This is a genomic window from Amycolatopsis tucumanensis, assembly GCF_021654135.1.
GTDB lineage: Bacteria > Actinomycetota > Actinomycetes > Mycobacteriales > Pseudonocardiaceae > Amycolatopsis_E > Amycolatopsis_E tucumanensis.
On the sequence record NZ_JAKGSD010000039.1, the window covers coordinates 41,721 to 58,033 of the forward strand.

General features: G+C 72.6%; 15 protein-coding genes. 5 read left to right on the plus strand and 10 right to left on the minus strand.

What is annotated here, in order from left to right:
* Positions 1 to 228: 228 nt before the first annotated feature.
* A complete protein-coding gene (locus L2C96_RS30515; RefSeq protein WP_237338655.1) occupies positions 229 to 690 on the plus strand; it encodes a hypothetical protein in 462 nt (153 codons plus the stop codon).
* 21 nt (positions 691 to 711) lie between these two features.
* Complete coding sequence (locus L2C96_RS30520) at positions 712 to 1,167, plus strand: SRPBCC family protein (RefSeq protein ID WP_237338656.1); 456 nt, start codon at positions 712 to 714, stop codon at positions 1,165 to 1,167.
* Here the strand turns inward: L2C96_RS30520 and L2C96_RS30525 are convergent.
* Both L2C96_RS30525 and L2C96_RS30530 read right to left on the minus strand, forming a co-directional pair.
* Positions 1,145 to 2,071, minus strand: a complete 927-nt coding sequence (locus L2C96_RS30525) for a CE1 family esterase (protein WP_237338657.1) — start codon at positions 2,069 to 2,071, stop codon at positions 1,145 to 1,147. The two genes, L2C96_RS30520 and L2C96_RS30525, sit on opposite strands and share 23 nt — an antisense overlap.
* The gene (locus L2C96_RS30530; RefSeq protein ID WP_237338682.1) at positions 2,071 to 3,381 is read right to left on the minus strand and encodes a cation:dicarboxylate symporter family transporter; all 1,311 of its coding nucleotides are present in this window, start codon (positions 3,379 to 3,381) and stop codon (positions 2,071 to 2,073) included. Before L2C96_RS30530 ends, L2C96_RS30525 begins: the two co-directional genes overlap by 1 nt.
* A 202-nt stretch (positions 3,382 to 3,583) precedes the next feature.
* Between L2C96_RS30530 and L2C96_RS30535 the strand changes: the two genes are divergently transcribed.
* The 3 genes from L2C96_RS30535 to L2C96_RS30545 are packed head-to-tail and all read left to right on the plus strand — an operon-like array spanning position 3,584 to position 6,347.
* A complete protein-coding gene (locus tag L2C96_RS30535; protein WP_237338658.1) occupies positions 3,584 to 5,191 on the plus strand; it encodes an ATP-binding protein in 1,608 nt (535 codons plus the stop codon).
* Positions 5,188 to 5,859 carry a response regulator gene (locus L2C96_RS30540; protein WP_020420402.1) on the plus strand — a complete coding sequence of 224 codons (672 nt, stop codon included), beginning with the start codon at positions 5,188 to 5,190 and terminating at the stop codon, positions 5,857 to 5,859. The genes L2C96_RS30535 and L2C96_RS30540 overlap by 4 nt, the downstream gene beginning before the upstream one ends.
* 20 nt (positions 5,860 to 5,879) lie before the next feature.
* On the plus strand, positions 5,880 to 6,347 hold the full coding sequence (locus L2C96_RS30545; RefSeq protein ID WP_020420403.1) for a YbjQ family protein: 468 nt from the start codon (positions 5,880 to 5,882) through the stop codon (positions 6,345 to 6,347).
* Positions 6,348 to 6,368: 21 nt separating this feature from the next.
* Here the strand turns inward: L2C96_RS30545 and L2C96_RS30550 are convergent, their stop codons facing one another.
* The 8 genes from L2C96_RS30550 to L2C96_RS30585 form a co-directional block, all read right to left on the minus strand.
* Positions 6,369 to 7,745 carry a beta-N-acetylhexosaminidase gene (locus tag L2C96_RS30550; RefSeq protein WP_237338659.1) on the minus strand — a complete coding sequence of 459 codons (1,377 nt, stop codon included), beginning with the start codon at positions 7,743 to 7,745 and terminating at the stop codon, positions 6,369 to 6,371.
* Positions 7,742 to 8,590 carry a carbohydrate ABC transporter permease gene (locus L2C96_RS30555; protein WP_237338660.1) on the minus strand — a complete coding sequence of 283 codons (849 nt, stop codon included), beginning with the start codon at positions 8,588 to 8,590 and terminating at the stop codon, positions 7,742 to 7,744. Before L2C96_RS30555 ends, L2C96_RS30550 begins: the two co-directional genes overlap by 4 nt.
* Positions 8,587 to 9,546, minus strand: a complete 960-nt coding sequence (locus tag L2C96_RS30560) for a carbohydrate ABC transporter permease (RefSeq protein WP_237338661.1) — start codon at positions 9,544 to 9,546, stop codon at positions 8,587 to 8,589. The genes L2C96_RS30555 and L2C96_RS30560 overlap by 4 nt, the downstream gene beginning before the upstream one ends.
* 1 nt (position 9,547) lies before the next feature.
* Positions 9,548 to 10,834: an extracellular solute-binding protein gene (locus L2C96_RS30565; RefSeq protein WP_237338662.1), complete on the minus strand. Its 1,287-nt coding sequence runs from the start codon at positions 10,832 to 10,834 to the stop codon at positions 9,548 to 9,550.
* 110 nt (positions 10,835 to 10,944) lie between these two features.
* Positions 10,945 to 11,988, minus strand: a complete 1,044-nt coding sequence (locus L2C96_RS30570) for a lactonase family protein (protein WP_237338663.1) — start codon at positions 11,986 to 11,988, stop codon at positions 10,945 to 10,947.
* A 10-nt stretch (positions 11,989 to 11,998) separates the two neighbouring features.
* Positions 11,999 to 13,381 carry a GntP family permease gene (locus tag L2C96_RS30575; RefSeq protein WP_237338664.1) on the minus strand — a complete coding sequence of 461 codons (1,383 nt, stop codon included), beginning with the start codon at positions 13,379 to 13,381 and terminating at the stop codon, positions 11,999 to 12,001.
* A complete protein-coding gene (locus tag L2C96_RS30580; RefSeq protein WP_237338665.1) occupies positions 13,378 to 14,958 on the minus strand; it encodes an N-acyl-D-amino-acid deacylase family protein in 1,581 nt (526 codons plus the stop codon). The genes L2C96_RS30575 and L2C96_RS30580 overlap by 4 nt, the downstream gene beginning before the upstream one ends.
* Before the next feature lie 9 nt (positions 14,959 to 14,967).
* A complete protein-coding gene (locus tag L2C96_RS30585; protein WP_237338666.1) occupies positions 14,968 to 16,269 on the minus strand; it encodes an amino acid deaminase in 1,302 nt (433 codons plus the stop codon).
* Positions 16,270 to 16,313 lie beyond the last annotated feature (44 nt).

The window sequence follows — 16,313 nt, forward strand, 5'->3', positions numbered from 1 at the left end:
TCCTGGCTCGCCGGACACCGCCGTACGCCAGGCGGTGCGGGCCGGTTCGGAGCTGCCGAAAAGCCCGGCGGCGCGGTCCGGCACGGTGTCGCGCCTCGCGCATCCGCCTGCCGGCGCTCCCGGCACGCGGCCAAGCGTGCCGGGCCGGTGAACCGCGGAGCACGCCCTCTCGTGTCAATGGGATGACCCGGTCGCCGTGCACCGGGCTCGCACCGCGGGAGGTGCCCGATGACCCGCCTGCTCGTCGCCGTGATCGTGGCGGTGTTCGCGTCCGCGTGCGGCCCGGCTGCGCCGGAGCGCCCGCCCGCCGATCTGCGCGTCGCCGTCATCAGCGGGCTCGGGGAGGTCGTCGCCGACGACCAGGGCCGCACGCTCTACCGCTTCGAGCTGGACAGCGGGTCACCACCGGCGAGCAACTGCGCCGGCGCCTGCGCGACCCTGTGGCCGCCGGCAGCCGCCGGTGCCGCCGCGCCGACCACCGACGGGATCGACCGCGCGCTCGCCGGGGTTCTCGTCCGCCCGGACGGCGTGCGGCAGCTCACGCTCGGGGGCCGGCCGCTGTACCGCTACGCCAACGACACCGCACCCGGCCAGGTCAACGGCCAGGGCGTCGACGGCACCTGGTTCGTGGTCGCCCCGTCCGGGGCGAAGGTGACCGCCACCCCCGCCGACGGCGGGTCCGGCTATTGATCTTGGCGGATACTCGATGGCATGCGGGTCAACGCCTACCACTTCCGGGACACCTGGCTGCTCTCCGCGCCCGTGCGCGCCGTCTTCGAGGTGGTCACCGATGTCGCCGGGTATCCGCTCTGGTGGCCGGACGTGCGGGAGGTCACGCGGGTCGACGAGGACACCGCTCAGCTCGTCTGCCGCGCCGCGCTGCCGTACGCGCTCGTCGTCCGCATGCGCCGCGCCGAGCAGGATCCCGATCGCGGCCGCCTGCGCGTCCACCTGACCGGCGACCTCGAAGGCTCGCTCGCGGCGGTCGTCCTCGGCAGGCCGGGCGGCACCCGGCTGGAGATCACCCAGCGGGTCCTCGCCACGAAACCGCTGCTGCGCACCCTCTCCCCGCTGGCCCGGCCGGTGTTCCGCGCCAACCACGCCCTGATGATGCGGCGTGGCCGGCGCGGACTCCAGCACCACCTCAGCGCAGCGGGTGCGCGCTGAAGAACCGCAGGATCACCGGCGTCGCGTCGATCACCGACGGGACGTCCGAATCCGGGTTGGGCGCGGTGCTCGGCCAGTCGTGGCCCAGGCCCTCGACCCGGTAGTGCACGACGTCCGCATCACAGTACCGCCACCGCTCGACCCGCACCCCGTCGCCGAGGTCACGCACCACGGGTTCCGGGGCGCACCCGTCGCGCGACGCCCAGCCCGCCAGCCAGTCCGGAATGGACGGCAGCCCGCGCGCCGGATCGCCGGCGTAAGGAATTGTCGTGTCCGCGGTGCCGTGGAAGTCCAGCACCGGCGCCGGCCGCGACGGGTGGCACTCGCCGCCCTGCGGGTAGAACGCCCCGGACACCGGCGCGAACGCCGCGATCCGCCCGCTCAGCCGGCAGGCCAGCACCCCGGTGAACCCGCCGCCGTTGGACTTGCCCGCCGCGAACACGCGCCGCGGGTCGACGCACAGCTCTCGCTGCAGCTGGTTCAGCAGGTCGCTGGTGAACAGCACGTCGTCCGCGGCGGCCGAGTACGGCGCGCCCGTCCACGCGCTCTTCCCGTCGGTCCCGGTCAGACCCTGCGGGTAGACCGCGATCACCGACCGGCCGGAGAAGCCGGACAGCTCCTCCTGGTACTCGGCGGTGCGGCCGTGCCCGTGGAAGGACAGGACCAGCGGATCCGGCCGGTCGGGCCGGTAGTCCGCCGGAACGTGCAGCAGATAGCTGCGCGTGAGCCCGCCCGAGGTGACGGTGCGGGTCACGCTCTGTCCCGCCGGCACGGGTGCGGGGTGGCCGCAGCCGGCGGAAGGCACGGGAAATCCGACGATCCCCGACGCGGTGGCGGCCGGCGCGGCCAGGAGGGTGCCGGTGATCGCGGCGACCACCGCGATCACCAGCCGCCGGGCGCGCATCAGACGCCGGCCTTCACGGGCTCCCGCGCCGGCTCGGCCGCGGGGTGGTCGTCCACCAGCGTGGTCTCGTTGAACGGGTCCTGCCCGGACAGCACCCGCTGGGCCCGCGACCGGTCGAACTCCTTGGTCCAAGACCCGATGACGACCGTCGCGACGGCGTTGCCCGCGAAGTTGGTCACCGCGCGCGCCTCGGACATGAACCGGTCGATGCCGAGGATGAACCCGACACCGCCGACCAGGTCCGGCCGGTGCGACTGCAGCCCGCCCGCCAGGGTCGCCAGGCCCGCGCCGCTCACGCCGGCCGCGCCCTTCGACGCGATGATCATGAACACCAGCAGGGAGATCTGCTCGCCGACGGACAGCGGGCTGCCCTGCGCGGTGGCGATGAACAGCGTCGCCATCGTCAGGTAGATCGCGGTGCCGTCCAGGTTGAACGAGTACCCGGTCGGCACCGTGATGCCGACGACCGGCTTGGACACGCCCAGGTGCTCCATCTTCGCGATCAGCCGCGGCAGCGCCGACTCCGACGACGACGTCGACACGATCAGGATGAACTCGCGGGTGAGGTACCGCAGCAGGCTGAAGATGTTGATCCGCGCGCCCAGCCACAGGATCGCGCCGAGCACGATCACCACGAACAACGCGCACGTGACGTAGAACCCGACCATCACCACCGCGAGGCTCTTCAGCGCGTTCCACCCGGTCGCGCCCACCACCGCGGCGATCGCGCCGAACGCGCCCACCGGCGCCGCCCACATGATCATCGACAGGATGCGGAACACGAGCTTCTGGATGTGCTCGATGCCGCGCAGGATCGGCTTGCCCGCGTCACCCATCTTCTGCAGCGCGAAGCCGGCGAGCAGCGCGACCAGCAGCGTCTGCAGCACCGAACCCTCGGTGAACGACGACACCAGCGAGGTCGGGATGATGCCGAGCACGAAGTCGGTGGTGCCCTCGCTGCCCTTGCTGGCCTGTTCCTGCGCCTTCGCGATCGACGACGGGTCCAGGTGCAGGCCGCTGCCCGGGTGCAGCAGGTTGCCCACGATCAGGCCGATGGCCAGCGCGAACGTGGACATCACCAGGAAGTAGCCGATGGCCATCAGGCCGACCTTGCCGACCTTCGCGGCCTTGGCGACCGACCCGATGCCGAGCACGATCGTGCAGAAGATGATGGGGGAGATCATCATCTTGATCAGGTTCACGAACCCGGTGCCGAGCCAGGCGAGGCTCTTGCCGAAGCCGGGGAACAGGATCCCGACCGCGACACCGAGGACGACCGCGGCGATGACCGCGAGGTAGAGGTAGTGCATCCGGTCGCGGCGCGGCTTCGCGCCGGCCGGTGGTGCCGTAGGCAACGTTGCCTCCTGTGGGGACGTGACGCGCCCAGTCCGGCGCAGTTCGCGTGGAACTATCGGCCACGGGTATGACCGCGGTCACCGTTGTGTTCATAGAGTTCGCGGCGCGACCGGCGTCCCCGGGCGGCCGGCCCGGCCGGTGTGCTGGGATGGCGGGGTGCGGATCACGAGCAGGCGCTGGAGCCTCGCGCGGCAGCTGCTCCTGCTGCAGGTGGCGGGAGTGGCCGTGCTGGTCGCGGTCGGGGCGCTGCTGGCCTACTTCGACGCCGCCCGCGCGGTGGAGGCCCGCGCGCAGGACAAGGTGGTCGCCATCGCGAGCACCCTCGCCGACTCGCCGACGGTGCTCTCCGCGTTGAGACTGCCCGCTCCGAGCACCGAACTGCAACCCTTCGCCGAGCAGGTGCGACGCGACACCGGGGTCGACTTCATCACGATCATGGACCCGGACGGCATCCGCTACACCCACCCGAACCCGGAGCTGATCGGGCAGCGGTTCCTCGGCACGATCGACGTCGCGCGGCAGGGCCGGGTCTACACCGAGACCTACACCGGCACGCTCGGCCCGTCGATGCGCGCGGTGGTGCCGGTGTTCGACGCGGAGCGGCGTGTGGTCGCGCTGGTGTCGGCAGGCATCAAGGTCGACGCCATCTCGGCGGCGCTGGCGCAGCGGATCTGGACGCTCGCCGCGGTGGCCGGCGCGGCCCTGGTGGTGGGCATCGTGGGCAGCTACCTGGTCAGCAGCAGGCTGCGGCGGCAGACCCGTGGTCTCGCCCCGGCCGAGCTGAGCAGCATCTTCGCCTACTACGAGGCGACCCTGCACGCGGTGCGCGAGGGGCTCGTGCTGGTCGGCGCGGACGAGCGGGTGGTGCTGTGCAACGACGCCGCCCGCGAGCTGCTCGGCCTCGGCGCGGACCCGACCGGCAAGCCGGTCACCGAGCTGGGGCTGCCGCCGAGCCTGGTCGGGGCGCTGCGCGGCCAGGAGCCGCGGCGCGACGAGATCCACCTGACCGACGTGCGGGTGCTGGTGGTGAGCACCGCGCCGGTGCGGTCCCGCGCCCGCGCGAAGGACCACGGCACCGTCGTCACCCTGCGCGACCACACCGACCTGCAGCTGCTCACCGGCGAGCTGACGACCGCGCGCGGGCTCGCCGAGTCGCTGCGGTCGCAGGCGCACGAGGCGGCCAACCGCCTGCACACGGTGGTGTCCCTGGTGGAGATGGGCCGCACCCAGGAAGCGGTCGAGTTCGCCACGGCGGAGCTGGAGATCGCGCAGCGGCTCACCGACCAGGTGGTCGGCGCGGTGTCCGAACCGGTGCTGGCCGCGCTGCTGCTCGGCAAGACCGCCGAGGCCAGCGAGCGCGGCGCCGAACTGGTGCTGACCGAGGACACCGCCATCGAGGACACCGACACCGGCATCGAGCCACGTGACCTGATCACCGTGCTGGGCAACCTGATCGACAACGCGATCGACGCCGCCATCGAGGCCGCGGGTGAGCGGCCGGAGCGGCCGCGGGTCACGGTGACCGCGAAGATCGAGGGGGAGGAGCTGCTGTTGCGGGTCGCCGACAACGGCCGGGGCGTGCCGGACGAGGCGCGGCGGCGCGTGTTCGAGCGCGGCTGGACGACCAAACCGGACGGTCACGGACTGGGCCTGGCGCTGGTCGGGCAGGTGGTGCGGCGCAACGGCGGACGGGTGGACGTGGCCTCCGGGGAGGGCGCGGTGTTCACCGTGCGCCTGCCGGTGCGGCAGGAGGTGCCGCGGTGATCCGGGTGCTCGTGGTCGAGGACGACCCGGTCGCCGCCGAGGCGCACCGGACCTACGTGGAGCGGGTCGCCGGGTTCACCGTCGCCGCGGTCGTCCACTCGGGCGCGGAGGCGCTGCGGTTCTTCGAGCGCGACACCGCCGACCTGGTGCTGCTCGACTTCTACCTGCCCGACACACACGGCCTCGCGGTGTGCCGGGCGTTGCGGGCCGCGGGCAACCTGGTGGACGTCATCGCGGTGACCTCGGCTCGGGACCTGGCGGTGGTGAAGGCCGCGGTGTCGGTCGGGATCGTGCAGTACCTCATCAAACCGTTCACCTTCGCCTCGCTGCGGGACAAGCTCGACCGGTACGCGAAGTTCCGGGAAAGTTTCGGGGAAACCGGCGAGGTCGGGCAGTCCGAGGTGGACCGGGCGTTCGCGGCGCTGCGCTCGCCGGTGGCGACGGCCCTGCCCAAGGGGATGAGCGGGCAGACCCTGGACGCGGTGGTCTCGGCGCTGCGGGACGAACCGGACGGGCTGTCCGCGGGCGCGGCCGCCACCGCGACCGGGGTGTCCCGGGTTACCGCGCGGCGGTACCTGGAATACCTCGCGGACAACGGACTCGCGCGACGAGAGCCGCGATACGGACAGGTCGGGCGGCCGGAGGTTTGGTACCGGGCCGTGACGTGAAGGACGCTACGATCCGCGGCATGAGCCAGCCTTACCAGCAGCAGCCCCGGTTCCCGATCCTGCTGTCCACTATGAACGATTTGCCCGGCTACCGGGTCGTGCGCGTGTACGGCGAGGTGTTCGGGCTGACGGTGCGCAGCCGGAACATGTTCTCCAACCTCGGCGCCGGCTTCAAGGCGATGGCGGGCGGCGAGCTGAAGGGCCTGTCGAAGCTGCTGTCCGATTCGCGGTACGAGGCGCTGGGGCGGCTCTGCCAGGAGGCGATGGCCTTCGGGGCGAACGCGGTGCTGAGCATGCGCTTCGACTGCAACGAGATCGCCCAGACCGCGAGCGAGATCGCCGCCTACGGCACGGCGGTGTACGTGGTGCCCGACGGCACGGACGCAGGCGCGCAGCAGGCCGCGCAGCAGCAGTACCAGCAGCAGCCGCAGGCACAGGGGCAGCAGGGACAGGGCCAGTTCCAGCAGGGCTTCGCGCCGCAGCAGTGACCGCGGGCGCCGGCCCGGCCGTCATCGCGGCCGGCCCGGCACGCCCGGCCGCCGCTGCCACGGGCGCGGCCCGTCGAGGGGCCGGTACTCCACGCCGAGTGCGTCCAGCCGCGGCAGGTGGTGCTCGGCCAGCCGCGTGTGGAACTCCGCGCCATCGCGTTCGGGCGGGCTCCACACGACCTCGGCGAAGGCGCACAACCGCGGGAACGTCGCGTAGTCGACCCGCCGTACCGAGTCCAGGTGCTCGGTCCACACCTGCGCCTGCGCCCCGAGCACCCCGGACGGCGGCTCCCAGCGGTGGACGTCGGCCAGAGTCCGCACGAACCCGACCGGGATGGGTTCGTCGTCGCCGTCGGCCTGCCGGTGGTCGAGGTACACCGCCTGCTCGGGACACGCGACGACCTGGCAACCGGCGTCGATCGCCCGTGCCACCTGGGTTTCGTCCCGCCACGCGCCGATCACGGTGCCGGCGGGCAAGGCGGTCCCGGCGTCCAGGACCTCGTCCCAGGCGTGCGCCCGCCGGCCGCGCGCGTGCAGGTGCTCGATCATCCGCGCGGTGAACTTGCCGTGCTCCGGTGTGGCGCCAGGCGCCTCGTCCCCGCCGACGCCGATCACCTCGGACGGGAAGATGTCCAGCACCTCGTCGAAGACCGCGCGGAAGAACTCCACTGTGGACTCCGACGGGTCCAGCAGGTCGGTGCTGACGCCCCACGACGTCCACACGTCGAGCTCGCGCCCGCCGCCCAGCTCCGGGTACGCGGCGATCGCCGCGCGCGAGTGGCCGGGCACGTCGATCTCGGGCACCACCGTGATCGCCCGCGCCGCCGCGTAGGCGACGATCTCCCGCAGGTCGTCGCCGGTGTAGAACCCGCCGTGCGGCCGCCCGTCGCGCTCCGGGCCGTCGTGGCGGCCGACCATCGACTCCCGCCGCCACGACCCCACCTCGGTCAGCCGCGGGAACGCCGGGATCTCCACGCGCCAGCCCTGGTCGTCGGTGAGGTGCAGGTGCAGCACGTTCAGCTTGTGCGCGGCGAGCAGGTCGGTGAACCGCAGCACCTCGGCCTTGGTGCGGAAGTGCCGCGCCACGTCGAGCAGGCAGCCGCGCCAGGCGAACCGCGGGTGGTCCACCACCGTCCCGCACGCCAGCTCCGCCGTTCCGCGCAGCGGCACGGCGCGGAACGCGTCCGGCCCGATCAGCTGCCGCAGCGTCTGCCGCGCGTAGAACTCGCCCGCGGCGTCCGGCGCCTCGATCAGCACCCCGTCCGGCCGGATCGTGAGCCGGTAGCCCTCCGCGGGCAGGTCCGCCGCCCGCACCTCGACCGGCGCCGGCCACCGGCACGTCCCGGGCGCGGCGGTGACCGACACCGGCCGGGGGAGCAGCGCGGTCAGCGGGATCACCCCTTCACCGCCCCGGCCATGCCGCCGACCAGCCTGCGCTGCACGAGCACGAAGAACACCAGCACCGGCACGGTCATCAGCGTCGAGGACGCCATGATCGCGCCCCAGTCGTTCTCCTCCGGTTTGAAGAACACCAGGATCGCCTGCGGCAGCGTCTGGTTCTCCGAGCGGGAGATGATGAACGTCTTGGCGAACAGGAAGTCGTTCCACGCGTGGATGAACGACAGCACGCTCGTCGCCACGAGGCCGGGCGCCACGAGCGGGAACAGGATCTGCCACACGAACCGGAACCGGCTCGCCCCGTCCACCTTCGCCGCCTCTTCGAGTTCGGCGGGCACCGCGGCGACGAAACCGCGCAGCATCCAGATCGCGAACGGCAGGCTGAACGCCAGGTGCACCAGCACCAGCGAGCCCAGCTCGTTGAGCCCGAACGCGGGCGCCACCTGCCCCACCGAGCGCATCAGGAAGAACAGCGGGATCGTCAGCGCCTCCACCGGCACCATCTGCGCGACCAGGAGCATCACGAGCAGCACCGTGCGGCCGCGGAAGCGGAACCGGGTCAGCGCCACCGCGGCCAGGAAGGCGAACAGCAGCGACAGCGCCACCACGACGAGCGCGACCGCCAGGCTGTTGAGGAAGTACCGGCCGAACCCGGACACGGTCAGCACCCGCTGGAAGGAGTCCAGCGACGGCGCGAACGTCCACGGCGCGGCCGACTGCACCTCGCCCGGTGGTTTCAGCGCGGTCAGCACCATCCAGTACAGCGGGAACGCGACCACGGCGGCGACGAGCACGGTGACGATCTCGGCGAGCGTGCGGCCCGGTTTCCGCACCAGCGTCGTCATGCCAGCCCCGCCCGCTGGGACCGGACGTACAGCCCGGTGACGGACAGCAGCAGCACGGTCATCACCACCCCGATCGCCGCGCCGAGGCCGTAGCGCGAACCGGCGAAGGCCTGCTGGTAGGCGTAGACGTTGAGCACCAGGTTCCGTCCCGCGACGCCACCGCCGCTGGTCATCACGTAGATCTGCGTGAACACCTTGAAGTCCCAGATGATCGACTGCACGGTCGCGATCAGCAGCATCGGCCGCACCATCGGCAGCAGCACCGAGGTCGTCGTCCGCCACGCGCCCGCACCGTCCAAAGTGGCCGCCTCGACCACTTCGGCGGGCACCGCGCGGATCCCGGCGTACATGGTCACCAGGACGAACGGGAACGAGCACCAGATCACCTCCAGCGCCACCAGCCCGAACGCGCTGGTGGCGCCGAAGGTCCAGGAGTGCCCGGCCATGCCGCCGAACCCGAGTGACGCCAGCGCCTCGTTGACCAGGCCGAAATCGGCGTCGAAGAGGAACAGCCAGATGTAGGACCCGGCCACCGCGGGGGTGGCCCACGCGCCGAGCGCGGCGAGGAACAACAGCGTGCGGGGCACCGCGCGGACCTTGCTCGCCAGCACCGCCAGCCCGGTGCCCGCCACCAGGCTGCCCACCACGCACACCGCCGCGAACACGACGGTCTTGGCGAGCACGGTCCAGAACGTGGCGCTGCCGAGCAGTTCCACGTAGTTCGCCAGCCCGAGGAACCGCAGCGGCGCGTTGCCCGCCGCCTCGGCCTGCCCGTAGTCGTAGAACGAGATGACGACGAGCTGGTAGATCGGGTAGGCCAGCACCACCAGCAGCAGGATCGCGGCGGGGGCGAGGTAGCGGACGGCGGCGGGGCCGTCCCCGCGCCTGCGGCGGCGCGGGGACGGTGCGGGCGGCGCTGTCGGCGCCTCGGGCGCCAGCAGGTTCGGGGTGGCCACGTCAGCCGCCGAAGGCCTGGTTCATCGCCTCGTTCGCGGCCGCGAGCGCGGCGTCCGGGCTCTTCTCCCCGGTCGCGATCTGCTGCACCGCGGTCGGCAGCACGCCCTGCGCGTCGATGCGCGACCAGGCCGGGCTGGACGGCACGAACTTCGTGCCCGCCTTGAGCGTCGCCACGAACGGCTCCAGGAACGGGTCGCTCGCCGCCACCTGGTTCTGCACCGCGGTCAGCGTCGGCAGGTTGCCCATCGCCTCGTACATCCGCGCCTGGTACTTCGCCCCGGCGAGCAGTTCGGCGAACTCGGTGGCCAGGCTGCGGTGGGTGGTCGCGCGGAACACGCCGAGCAGGTTGCCACCGGCGAACGCGGGCGCGACCGACCCCGGCTGCGTGCCGGGCAGCGGCACGACCGCGTACTTGCCCCGCACCGCGCCGGCTTCCACGGCCTTGCGGTTGAAGTCGCCGCCGATCGTCATCGCGGCCTTGCCCCCGGCGAACGCCTGCACGCTCTGGGTGCCGGTGGAGTTCGCGCACTGCTCCGGCGGGCAGATGCCTGGGCTGAGCAGGCTCGCGTAGGCGCTGACCCCGGCCGCGGTGGCGGGCGAGGTGAGGTCGCCGCGCCAGGCGCCGCCGGTGTTCCGGGCGACCTCGCCGCCGTGGGCCCACACGAACGGCAGCAGCGCGTAGGTGTACTTGCCGCCGACCGAGATGCCGTACAGGTCGGGCCGCGCGGCGCGGATCGCGCGGGCGGTCTCGGTGAGCTCGGCCAGCGTCGCCGGCGGCCGCAGGCCGAGTTCGGCGAACACGTCGGTGCGGTAGTAGAGCGCGCGGATGCCCGTGTACCAGGGGATGCCGTAGGTCTTGCCGTCCGCCTTCGCGGTGTCCAGGACGCTCGCCTGCAGCCCGGCGCCTTCCGGCCAGGCGCGGATGTCCTCGGTGAGGTCGGCGAGCGCGCCCGTCTGGGCGTAGCTCGCGACGTCGGTGTTGCCGAACTCGGCGACGTCCGGCGCGCTGGCGGGATCGTTGAAGGCGCCGGAGAACCGGTCCGCGCGGCCTTCCACCGGGATCCACTGGACGTCCACCTTGACTCCGGGGTGCGCGGCTTCGAACTCCGCGACCGCGTCCTTCACGACCGCTTCCTTGGGCGCGCGGTTGGCCTCGTCGAACAGCCAGACCCGCAGGGTTCCGGTCTTCTCGTCACCACCGGGCCCGGCAGGCCCGGTCTGGGCCGGCGCGCAGGCCGCGGCGGTGGCCACGACCGCGAGCGCGGCGAGGGTACGACGGATTCTCAACGCAGCCTCCGTTGCGTGTCACGCAATGTGCGTTTCGCTATTGGCAACAGAGCCTAAATCGGACGTTCACCTCGCCACAAGGTCTAGACCATTACCACTGCGTAACTCCCTCAGCGGAACAACACGGTGGCGACCTCGGGCACCGCCAGTTCGCCCTCCGCCGCGCCGAGCCGTCCGGTCGCCGGATCGCGGGGCAGCCAGGTGACCGTCCCGGAACGCTGGTTCGACACGTACATCCGGCGCGCGGACGCGTCGAAGGTGAAGTGGCGCGGCCAGTTCCCGCCCGTCGGCGCCGCCTGCACCGGCGTCAGCGCGCGACCGGTGCGCAGCGCCGCGATCGTGTTCGCGCCACGCACCGAGACGTACACGAACCGGCCGTCCGGGGCCACCGCGATCTCCCCGGGGTAGTCCTGGTCCCGCACGCCCACCGGCACCGCGTCGCGGAGCCGGACCTCGCCGCGCACCGGGTCCCACGTGCCCGGCACGACCGCCGGGTCCAGCTCGCACGCCACGTACAACGCGCGCCCGCCCGGATGGAACGCGAGGTGCCGCGGCCCGGTCCCCGCGGGCAGCGAGACTTGCTGGTGGGCGACCAGCTTCCCCGCGTCGAGCCGGTAGACGTACACCGAGTCCGTGCCCAGGTCCACGGCCAGCACCCACCGGCCGGACGGATCGGGCAGGACCTGGTGCGCGTGCGGCTGCGCGCCCGCGTGCCGCACCAGGTCCGTGGCCTCGCCGAGCGTCCCGTCGCGCCGGATCGGGTGCACCACCAGCGATCCCGACGTGTAGTTCGCAGTCAGCAGGTGCCGCCCGGCCACCGACAGGTGCGTCGGACCGGCCCCGAGCGTCGAACGGCTGCCGAGCACCGCCGGCTTCAGCGGATCACGCACGTCGACCGCGGTGACCGTGCCGTCCTCGGTCTCGTTGGTCGCGTACAGCAGCTTCTTGTCAGCCGACAACGCGAACCACGACGCGGCGGGCACGCCCGGCACGGTGAACCCGCGCCGCAGGCCCGCCTCGCCGGCGAGGGCGACGTCCAGGCCTGCGGCGTAACTGCCCACGAAAGCCACCCGCGGCGGCGACGAGGGGATGGTCACCGGAACGGCCAGCAGGCCGGTAGCGCCGAGAAAGGTGCGGCGGCGGATGTCCGGCACGGCACTCCTCCTACACGATCGCCATCAGGATCGCGGACATCGCGAACCCCGACACGGACAGGATGGTTTCCAGGACGGTCCAGGTCTTGAGCGTTTCGCCGACGGTCAGCCCGAAGTACCGCGACACGATCCAGAACCCGCCGTCGTTGACGTGCGAGGCGATGATCGACCCGGCGGCGATCGCGACCACGATCAGCGCCAGCTGCGCCTGCGAGTACCCGGCATCGGCCAGGCTCGGCGCGATGATGCCGCCGGTGGTCACGATCGCGACCGTCGCCGAACCCTGCGCGAGCCGCAGCCCGCAGCTGATCACGTAGGCGGCCGCGATCACCGGCAGGCCACCGGCCTGCAGCGAGTCGGCCACCGCCTTGCCGATCCCGGTCGCCGACAGCACCGCGCCGAAGAACGCGCCCGCGCCCACCACCAGCAGCAGCATCGCCACCGGGCGCAGCGCGGCGGCCGACAGCGCGGACAGCTCCTTGCCGGTCATCCCGCGGCGCGTGCCCAGCAGCCAGGACGCGAGCAGCACGGCGATCGTGAGCGCCACCGCCGGCGTGCCGACGAACGCCGCCACCCCCGCGGCCGCGGAGTTCTTCGGCAGCCAGATGCTGCCGAACGTGCCGGCCAGGATCAGCACCAGCGGCACCGCGATGATCGCCGACACCAGCCCCAGCGACGGCCCGGGCCCCTCCTCGCCGTCCTCGTCGACGATCATCTCCGCCGGAACCTCGATGTTCATCCGCTTGCCGATCCACGACGGGAACACCACGCCGGCGAGGAACCACGCGGGCAGACCGCACACCGCGCCCATCAGGATGATCCAGCCGAGGTCGACGTGCAACAGCCCGGCCGCGGCCACCGGGCCAGGGTGCGGCGGGATGAACGCGTGCGTCATGGACAGCCCGGCCAGCAGCGGCAGGCAGTACAGCAGCAGCGACCGGCCGCCCTGCCGCGCGGCGACGTACACGAGTGGCGCCAGCACGAAGATGCCGATGTCGAAGAACACCGGAACGCCGAAGATCAGGCCGGCCAGGCCCATCGCCAGCGGCGCGCGCTTCTCGCCGAAGGCCCGCAGCAGCGCGCCGGTCAGCACCCGCGCCCCGCCGGACTTCTCCAGGATCGCGCCGAGCAGCGTGCCGAGACCGATGATCGCGGCGATGTGCCCCAGGATCCCGCCGAAACCCTTTTCCAGCAACGAGTCCGACGTCTTCTGCGCGGTGCCGACGATCGTGCCGACCGGCAGCCCGGCCGCCAGCGCGGTGAGCAGCCCGACGATGATCAGGGCGATGAACGGTTCGGTCTTGAACCGGATGATCATGACCAGCAGGACGGCGATCGACACCGCCGCGAGCGTGAGCAGCCCTCCGGTGGAGTGCTGCAGCCAGTCGATCAAGCGGACCTCCTGAGTGAACGGCCGGCGAGCGCGCCGGTGGGCCTGCCGTCGTCGATGGCCGCGACGCCGTTGACGAAGACGTAGGGGATGCCCGCGGCCTGCTGCCGCGGGTCGTCGAAGGTGGCCGTGTCGGCCACGGTGTCCGGGTCGAACAGCACCAGGTCGGCCGCGTATCCCGGCTTCACCAGCCCGCGGTCGGTCAGCCGCAGCCGTCGTGCGGCCCGCCCGGTCAGGTGCGCGACGCAGTCGGCGAGGTCCAGCACGCCCAGCTCCCGCACGTACCGCGCGAGGTAGCGGGGGAAGGTGCCCCAGGCCCGCGGGTGCGGCCGGTCGCCGACGAGCAGGCCGTCGCTGCCGCCGGTGTGCGTGCGGTGGCGCATGATCGCCTGCACGTTCTCCTCGTGCCCGACGTGCATCAGGCACGACGTGCCGAGCCGTTCGGAGACCAGCACGTCGAAGTACAGCCGCGCGGCGGGCACCCCGGCGCGCCGGGCGGACTCGGCCACCGAAAGCCCGACCAGGTGGGCGTTTTCGGCCTTGCGCACGCCGTTGATCTCGATGCACTCCCAGTCGATCGGCACGCCGTGCGCGCCGTCGGAACCGGTCTCCTCGATCTCGGCGCGGATCCGCTCCCGCGTCTCCGGATCGGTCAGCCGCTCCAGTGTCGCGTCGATCCCGCCCTCGGCAGCCCAGCTCGGCAGCAACGCGGACAGGTACGTCGCGCCGGGCAGGTACGGGTAGGTGTCGAGGGTGATGTCGACGCCGTCGTCGAGCGCGTCGTCCAGCAGCCGCAGCAGATCCGGCGCCCGGCCCTTGTTGACGGAGAAGTTCATGGTGGCGTGCGCCAGGTGCAGCGGGCACTTCGCGCGGCGGCACACCTCGACCATCTCCGCGAACGCCTCCAGCGCGCCCGCGCCGTAGCTGCGGTGGTGCGGGCTGTAGTAGCCGCCCCGCGCGCCAACCACCTCGCACAGCGCGACCAGTTCGTCGTCGTCGGCGTACATGCCCGGGGTGTAGGTCAGGCCCGAGGACATGCCGACCGCGCCCTCGTCCAGGCCCGTCGCGACCAGCTCGCGCATCCGGTCCAGTTCGGACTCCGTGGCAGGCCGGTCGTCGAACCCGACGGCGAGCATCCGGACGGTGCCCTGCGGGACCAGGTAGGCGGCGTTGACGGCGACGCCGCGGTCCAGCCGGTCCAGGTACTCGCCGACCGAGCGCCAGTTCCAGTCGAACCCGGGCGGGTCGTCGTTCCAGCCGGCGAGCTGCTCGCGCAGCGCGGCCAGCGCGGTGTCGTCGACCGGGGCGTAGGACAGCCCGTCCTGGCCGAGCACCTCGGTGGTCACGCCCTGGGACACCTTCGCCAGGTGGTCCGGCGCGGCGAGCAGCTGCAGGTCGGAGTGCGAGTGCATGTCGATAAAACCGGGCGCGAGCACCAGCCCGTCCGCGTCGATCACCCGCGTGCCCGTCAGGCCGGGACCGATGTCCGCGATCCGGCCGTGCTCGACACCGACGTCGGCCCGGAACAGGGGAGCGCCGGTGCCGTCGGCGATCCGCGCGCCACGCAGAACGAGGTCCATTGTGGACTCCTAGAAGTAGGTGCGGACGAAGTCCACGACGGTGTCGCCGTCGACCACGGGCAGCAGCGGCCACTTGTCGAACACGGTGCACGGGTGGGACAGGCCGAGCCCGACCCAGTCGCCGACCCGCAGCGGCGAATCCGGTGGCAGCGCGACGAAGGCGTGCTGGTCGTTGAGCGCGGTGACGGTGTGGCCGGTCAGCTTCGCCGGTGGCTCACCCGGACGCCGGTGCCACTGCGGCTCGGGCAGGCCCTCGTCGAAGGAGGCGTCCCGCTTGCCCAGGGTCAGCAGGGCGAGGTCGCCGGTCGGACGCGAGGTCACCTGGGCCCAGGCGCGCAGCGCGGAGCGGAACTGCGGGGTCCCGGCGATGCGCGGCTGCTCGCCGAGCGGGGAGATGCCGCGGTAGAAGCCGTCGTCGTGGGTCAGGTAGGCGCCGCTGCGCAGGACCGGCACCACCGGCAGGCCGTCCCAGTCCCCGGTGAGCGCGGCGGCGACCTGGTCGAAGTAGGCGCTGCCGCCTGCCGTGACGATCACCTGGTCCAGCCCGGCGAACAGGCCGCGACGCCCGATCGCGGCGGTGAGCTCGCGCAGGCGACCGAGGCAGGTGTCGACCGTTCGCCGCGATTCCGGGCCCGGGTCGTGGGCCAGCGCGCCCTCGTAGCCGCCGGTGCCGGCCAGTCGCAGGGCCGGGCTCGCGTGCGCGGCTTCGGCGATCGCCAGCGCGGTGTCCAGGTCACGCGCGCCGGTGCGCCCGCCGTCGCCGCCCAGTTCGACCAGCACGTCGACCTGGCGGCGTGTCCCGCGCAGCGCCTCGGTCATCAGCTCGACCGAGGCGACCGAGTCCACCCAGCAGCTGAACTCGAACTCCGGGTGCGCGTCCAGCTCCGCGCCCAGCCAGCGCAGTGCGGCGGGGTCGACGAGCTGGTTGGCCAGCAGGACCCGGGACACGCCGAAGGCGCGGTAGATCCGCAGCTGGCTCGCGTTGGCCGCGGTGATGCCCCACGCGCCGTGCTCCGCCTGCCGCGCGAACAGCTGCGGCGCCATCGTGGTCTTGCCGTGCGGCGCGAGCCGGACGCCGACCTTGGTGCACCACTCCGCCATGGTCCGCAGGTTGTGCTCCAGCGCGTCCGCCTCCAGCACCACCACCGGACCGACGAAACCGCCGGTGAACAGGCCGGGCCGGCGCGCGGCGGCCTCGGCGAGGGTGAGCCCCCACAGGTCGGCGGGGAGGGATTTGAACCGCCAGTCGAGCCGTTCGCCCGCGATCGCCGCCAGCGCGGCCGGGTCGAGGGTGCACTCGGAGGAAGCCATTCGAACTCCGTTGCGTGTTGTGCAACGCACGTTGCGCAAAATGA

Bases quoted from the DNA above. Each gene is read 5' to 3' on its own strand.
- L2C96_RS30515 (WP_237338655.1), top strand. From the start codon at position 229: ATGACCCGCCTGCTCGTCGCCGTGATCGTGGCGGTGTTCGCGTCCGCG.
- L2C96_RS30520 (WP_237338656.1), top strand. From the start codon at position 712: ATGCGGGTCAACGCCTACCACTTCCGGGACACCTGGCTGCTCTCCGCG.
- L2C96_RS30525 (WP_237338657.1), bottom strand. From the start codon at position 2,071: ATGCGCGCCCGGCGGCTGGTGATCGCGGTGGTCGCCGCGATCACCGGC.
- L2C96_RS30530 (WP_237338682.1), bottom strand. From the start codon at position 3,381: ATGCACTACCTCTACCTCGCGGTCATCGCCGCGGTCGTCCTCGGTGTC.
- L2C96_RS30545 (WP_020420403.1), top strand. From the start codon at position 5,880: ATGAGCCAGCCTTACCAGCAGCAGCCCCGGTTCCCGATCCTGCTGTCC.
- L2C96_RS30555 (WP_237338660.1), bottom strand. From the start codon at position 8,590: ATGACGACGCTGGTGCGGAAACCGGGCCGCACGCTCGCCGAGATCGTC.
- L2C96_RS30580 (WP_237338665.1), bottom strand. From the start codon at position 14,958: ATGGACCTCGTTCTGCGTGGCGCGCGGATCGCCGACGGCACCGGCGCT.
- L2C96_RS30585 (WP_237338666.1), bottom strand. From the start codon at position 16,269: ATGGCTTCCTCCGAGTGCACCCTCGACCCGGCCGCGCTGGCGGCGATC.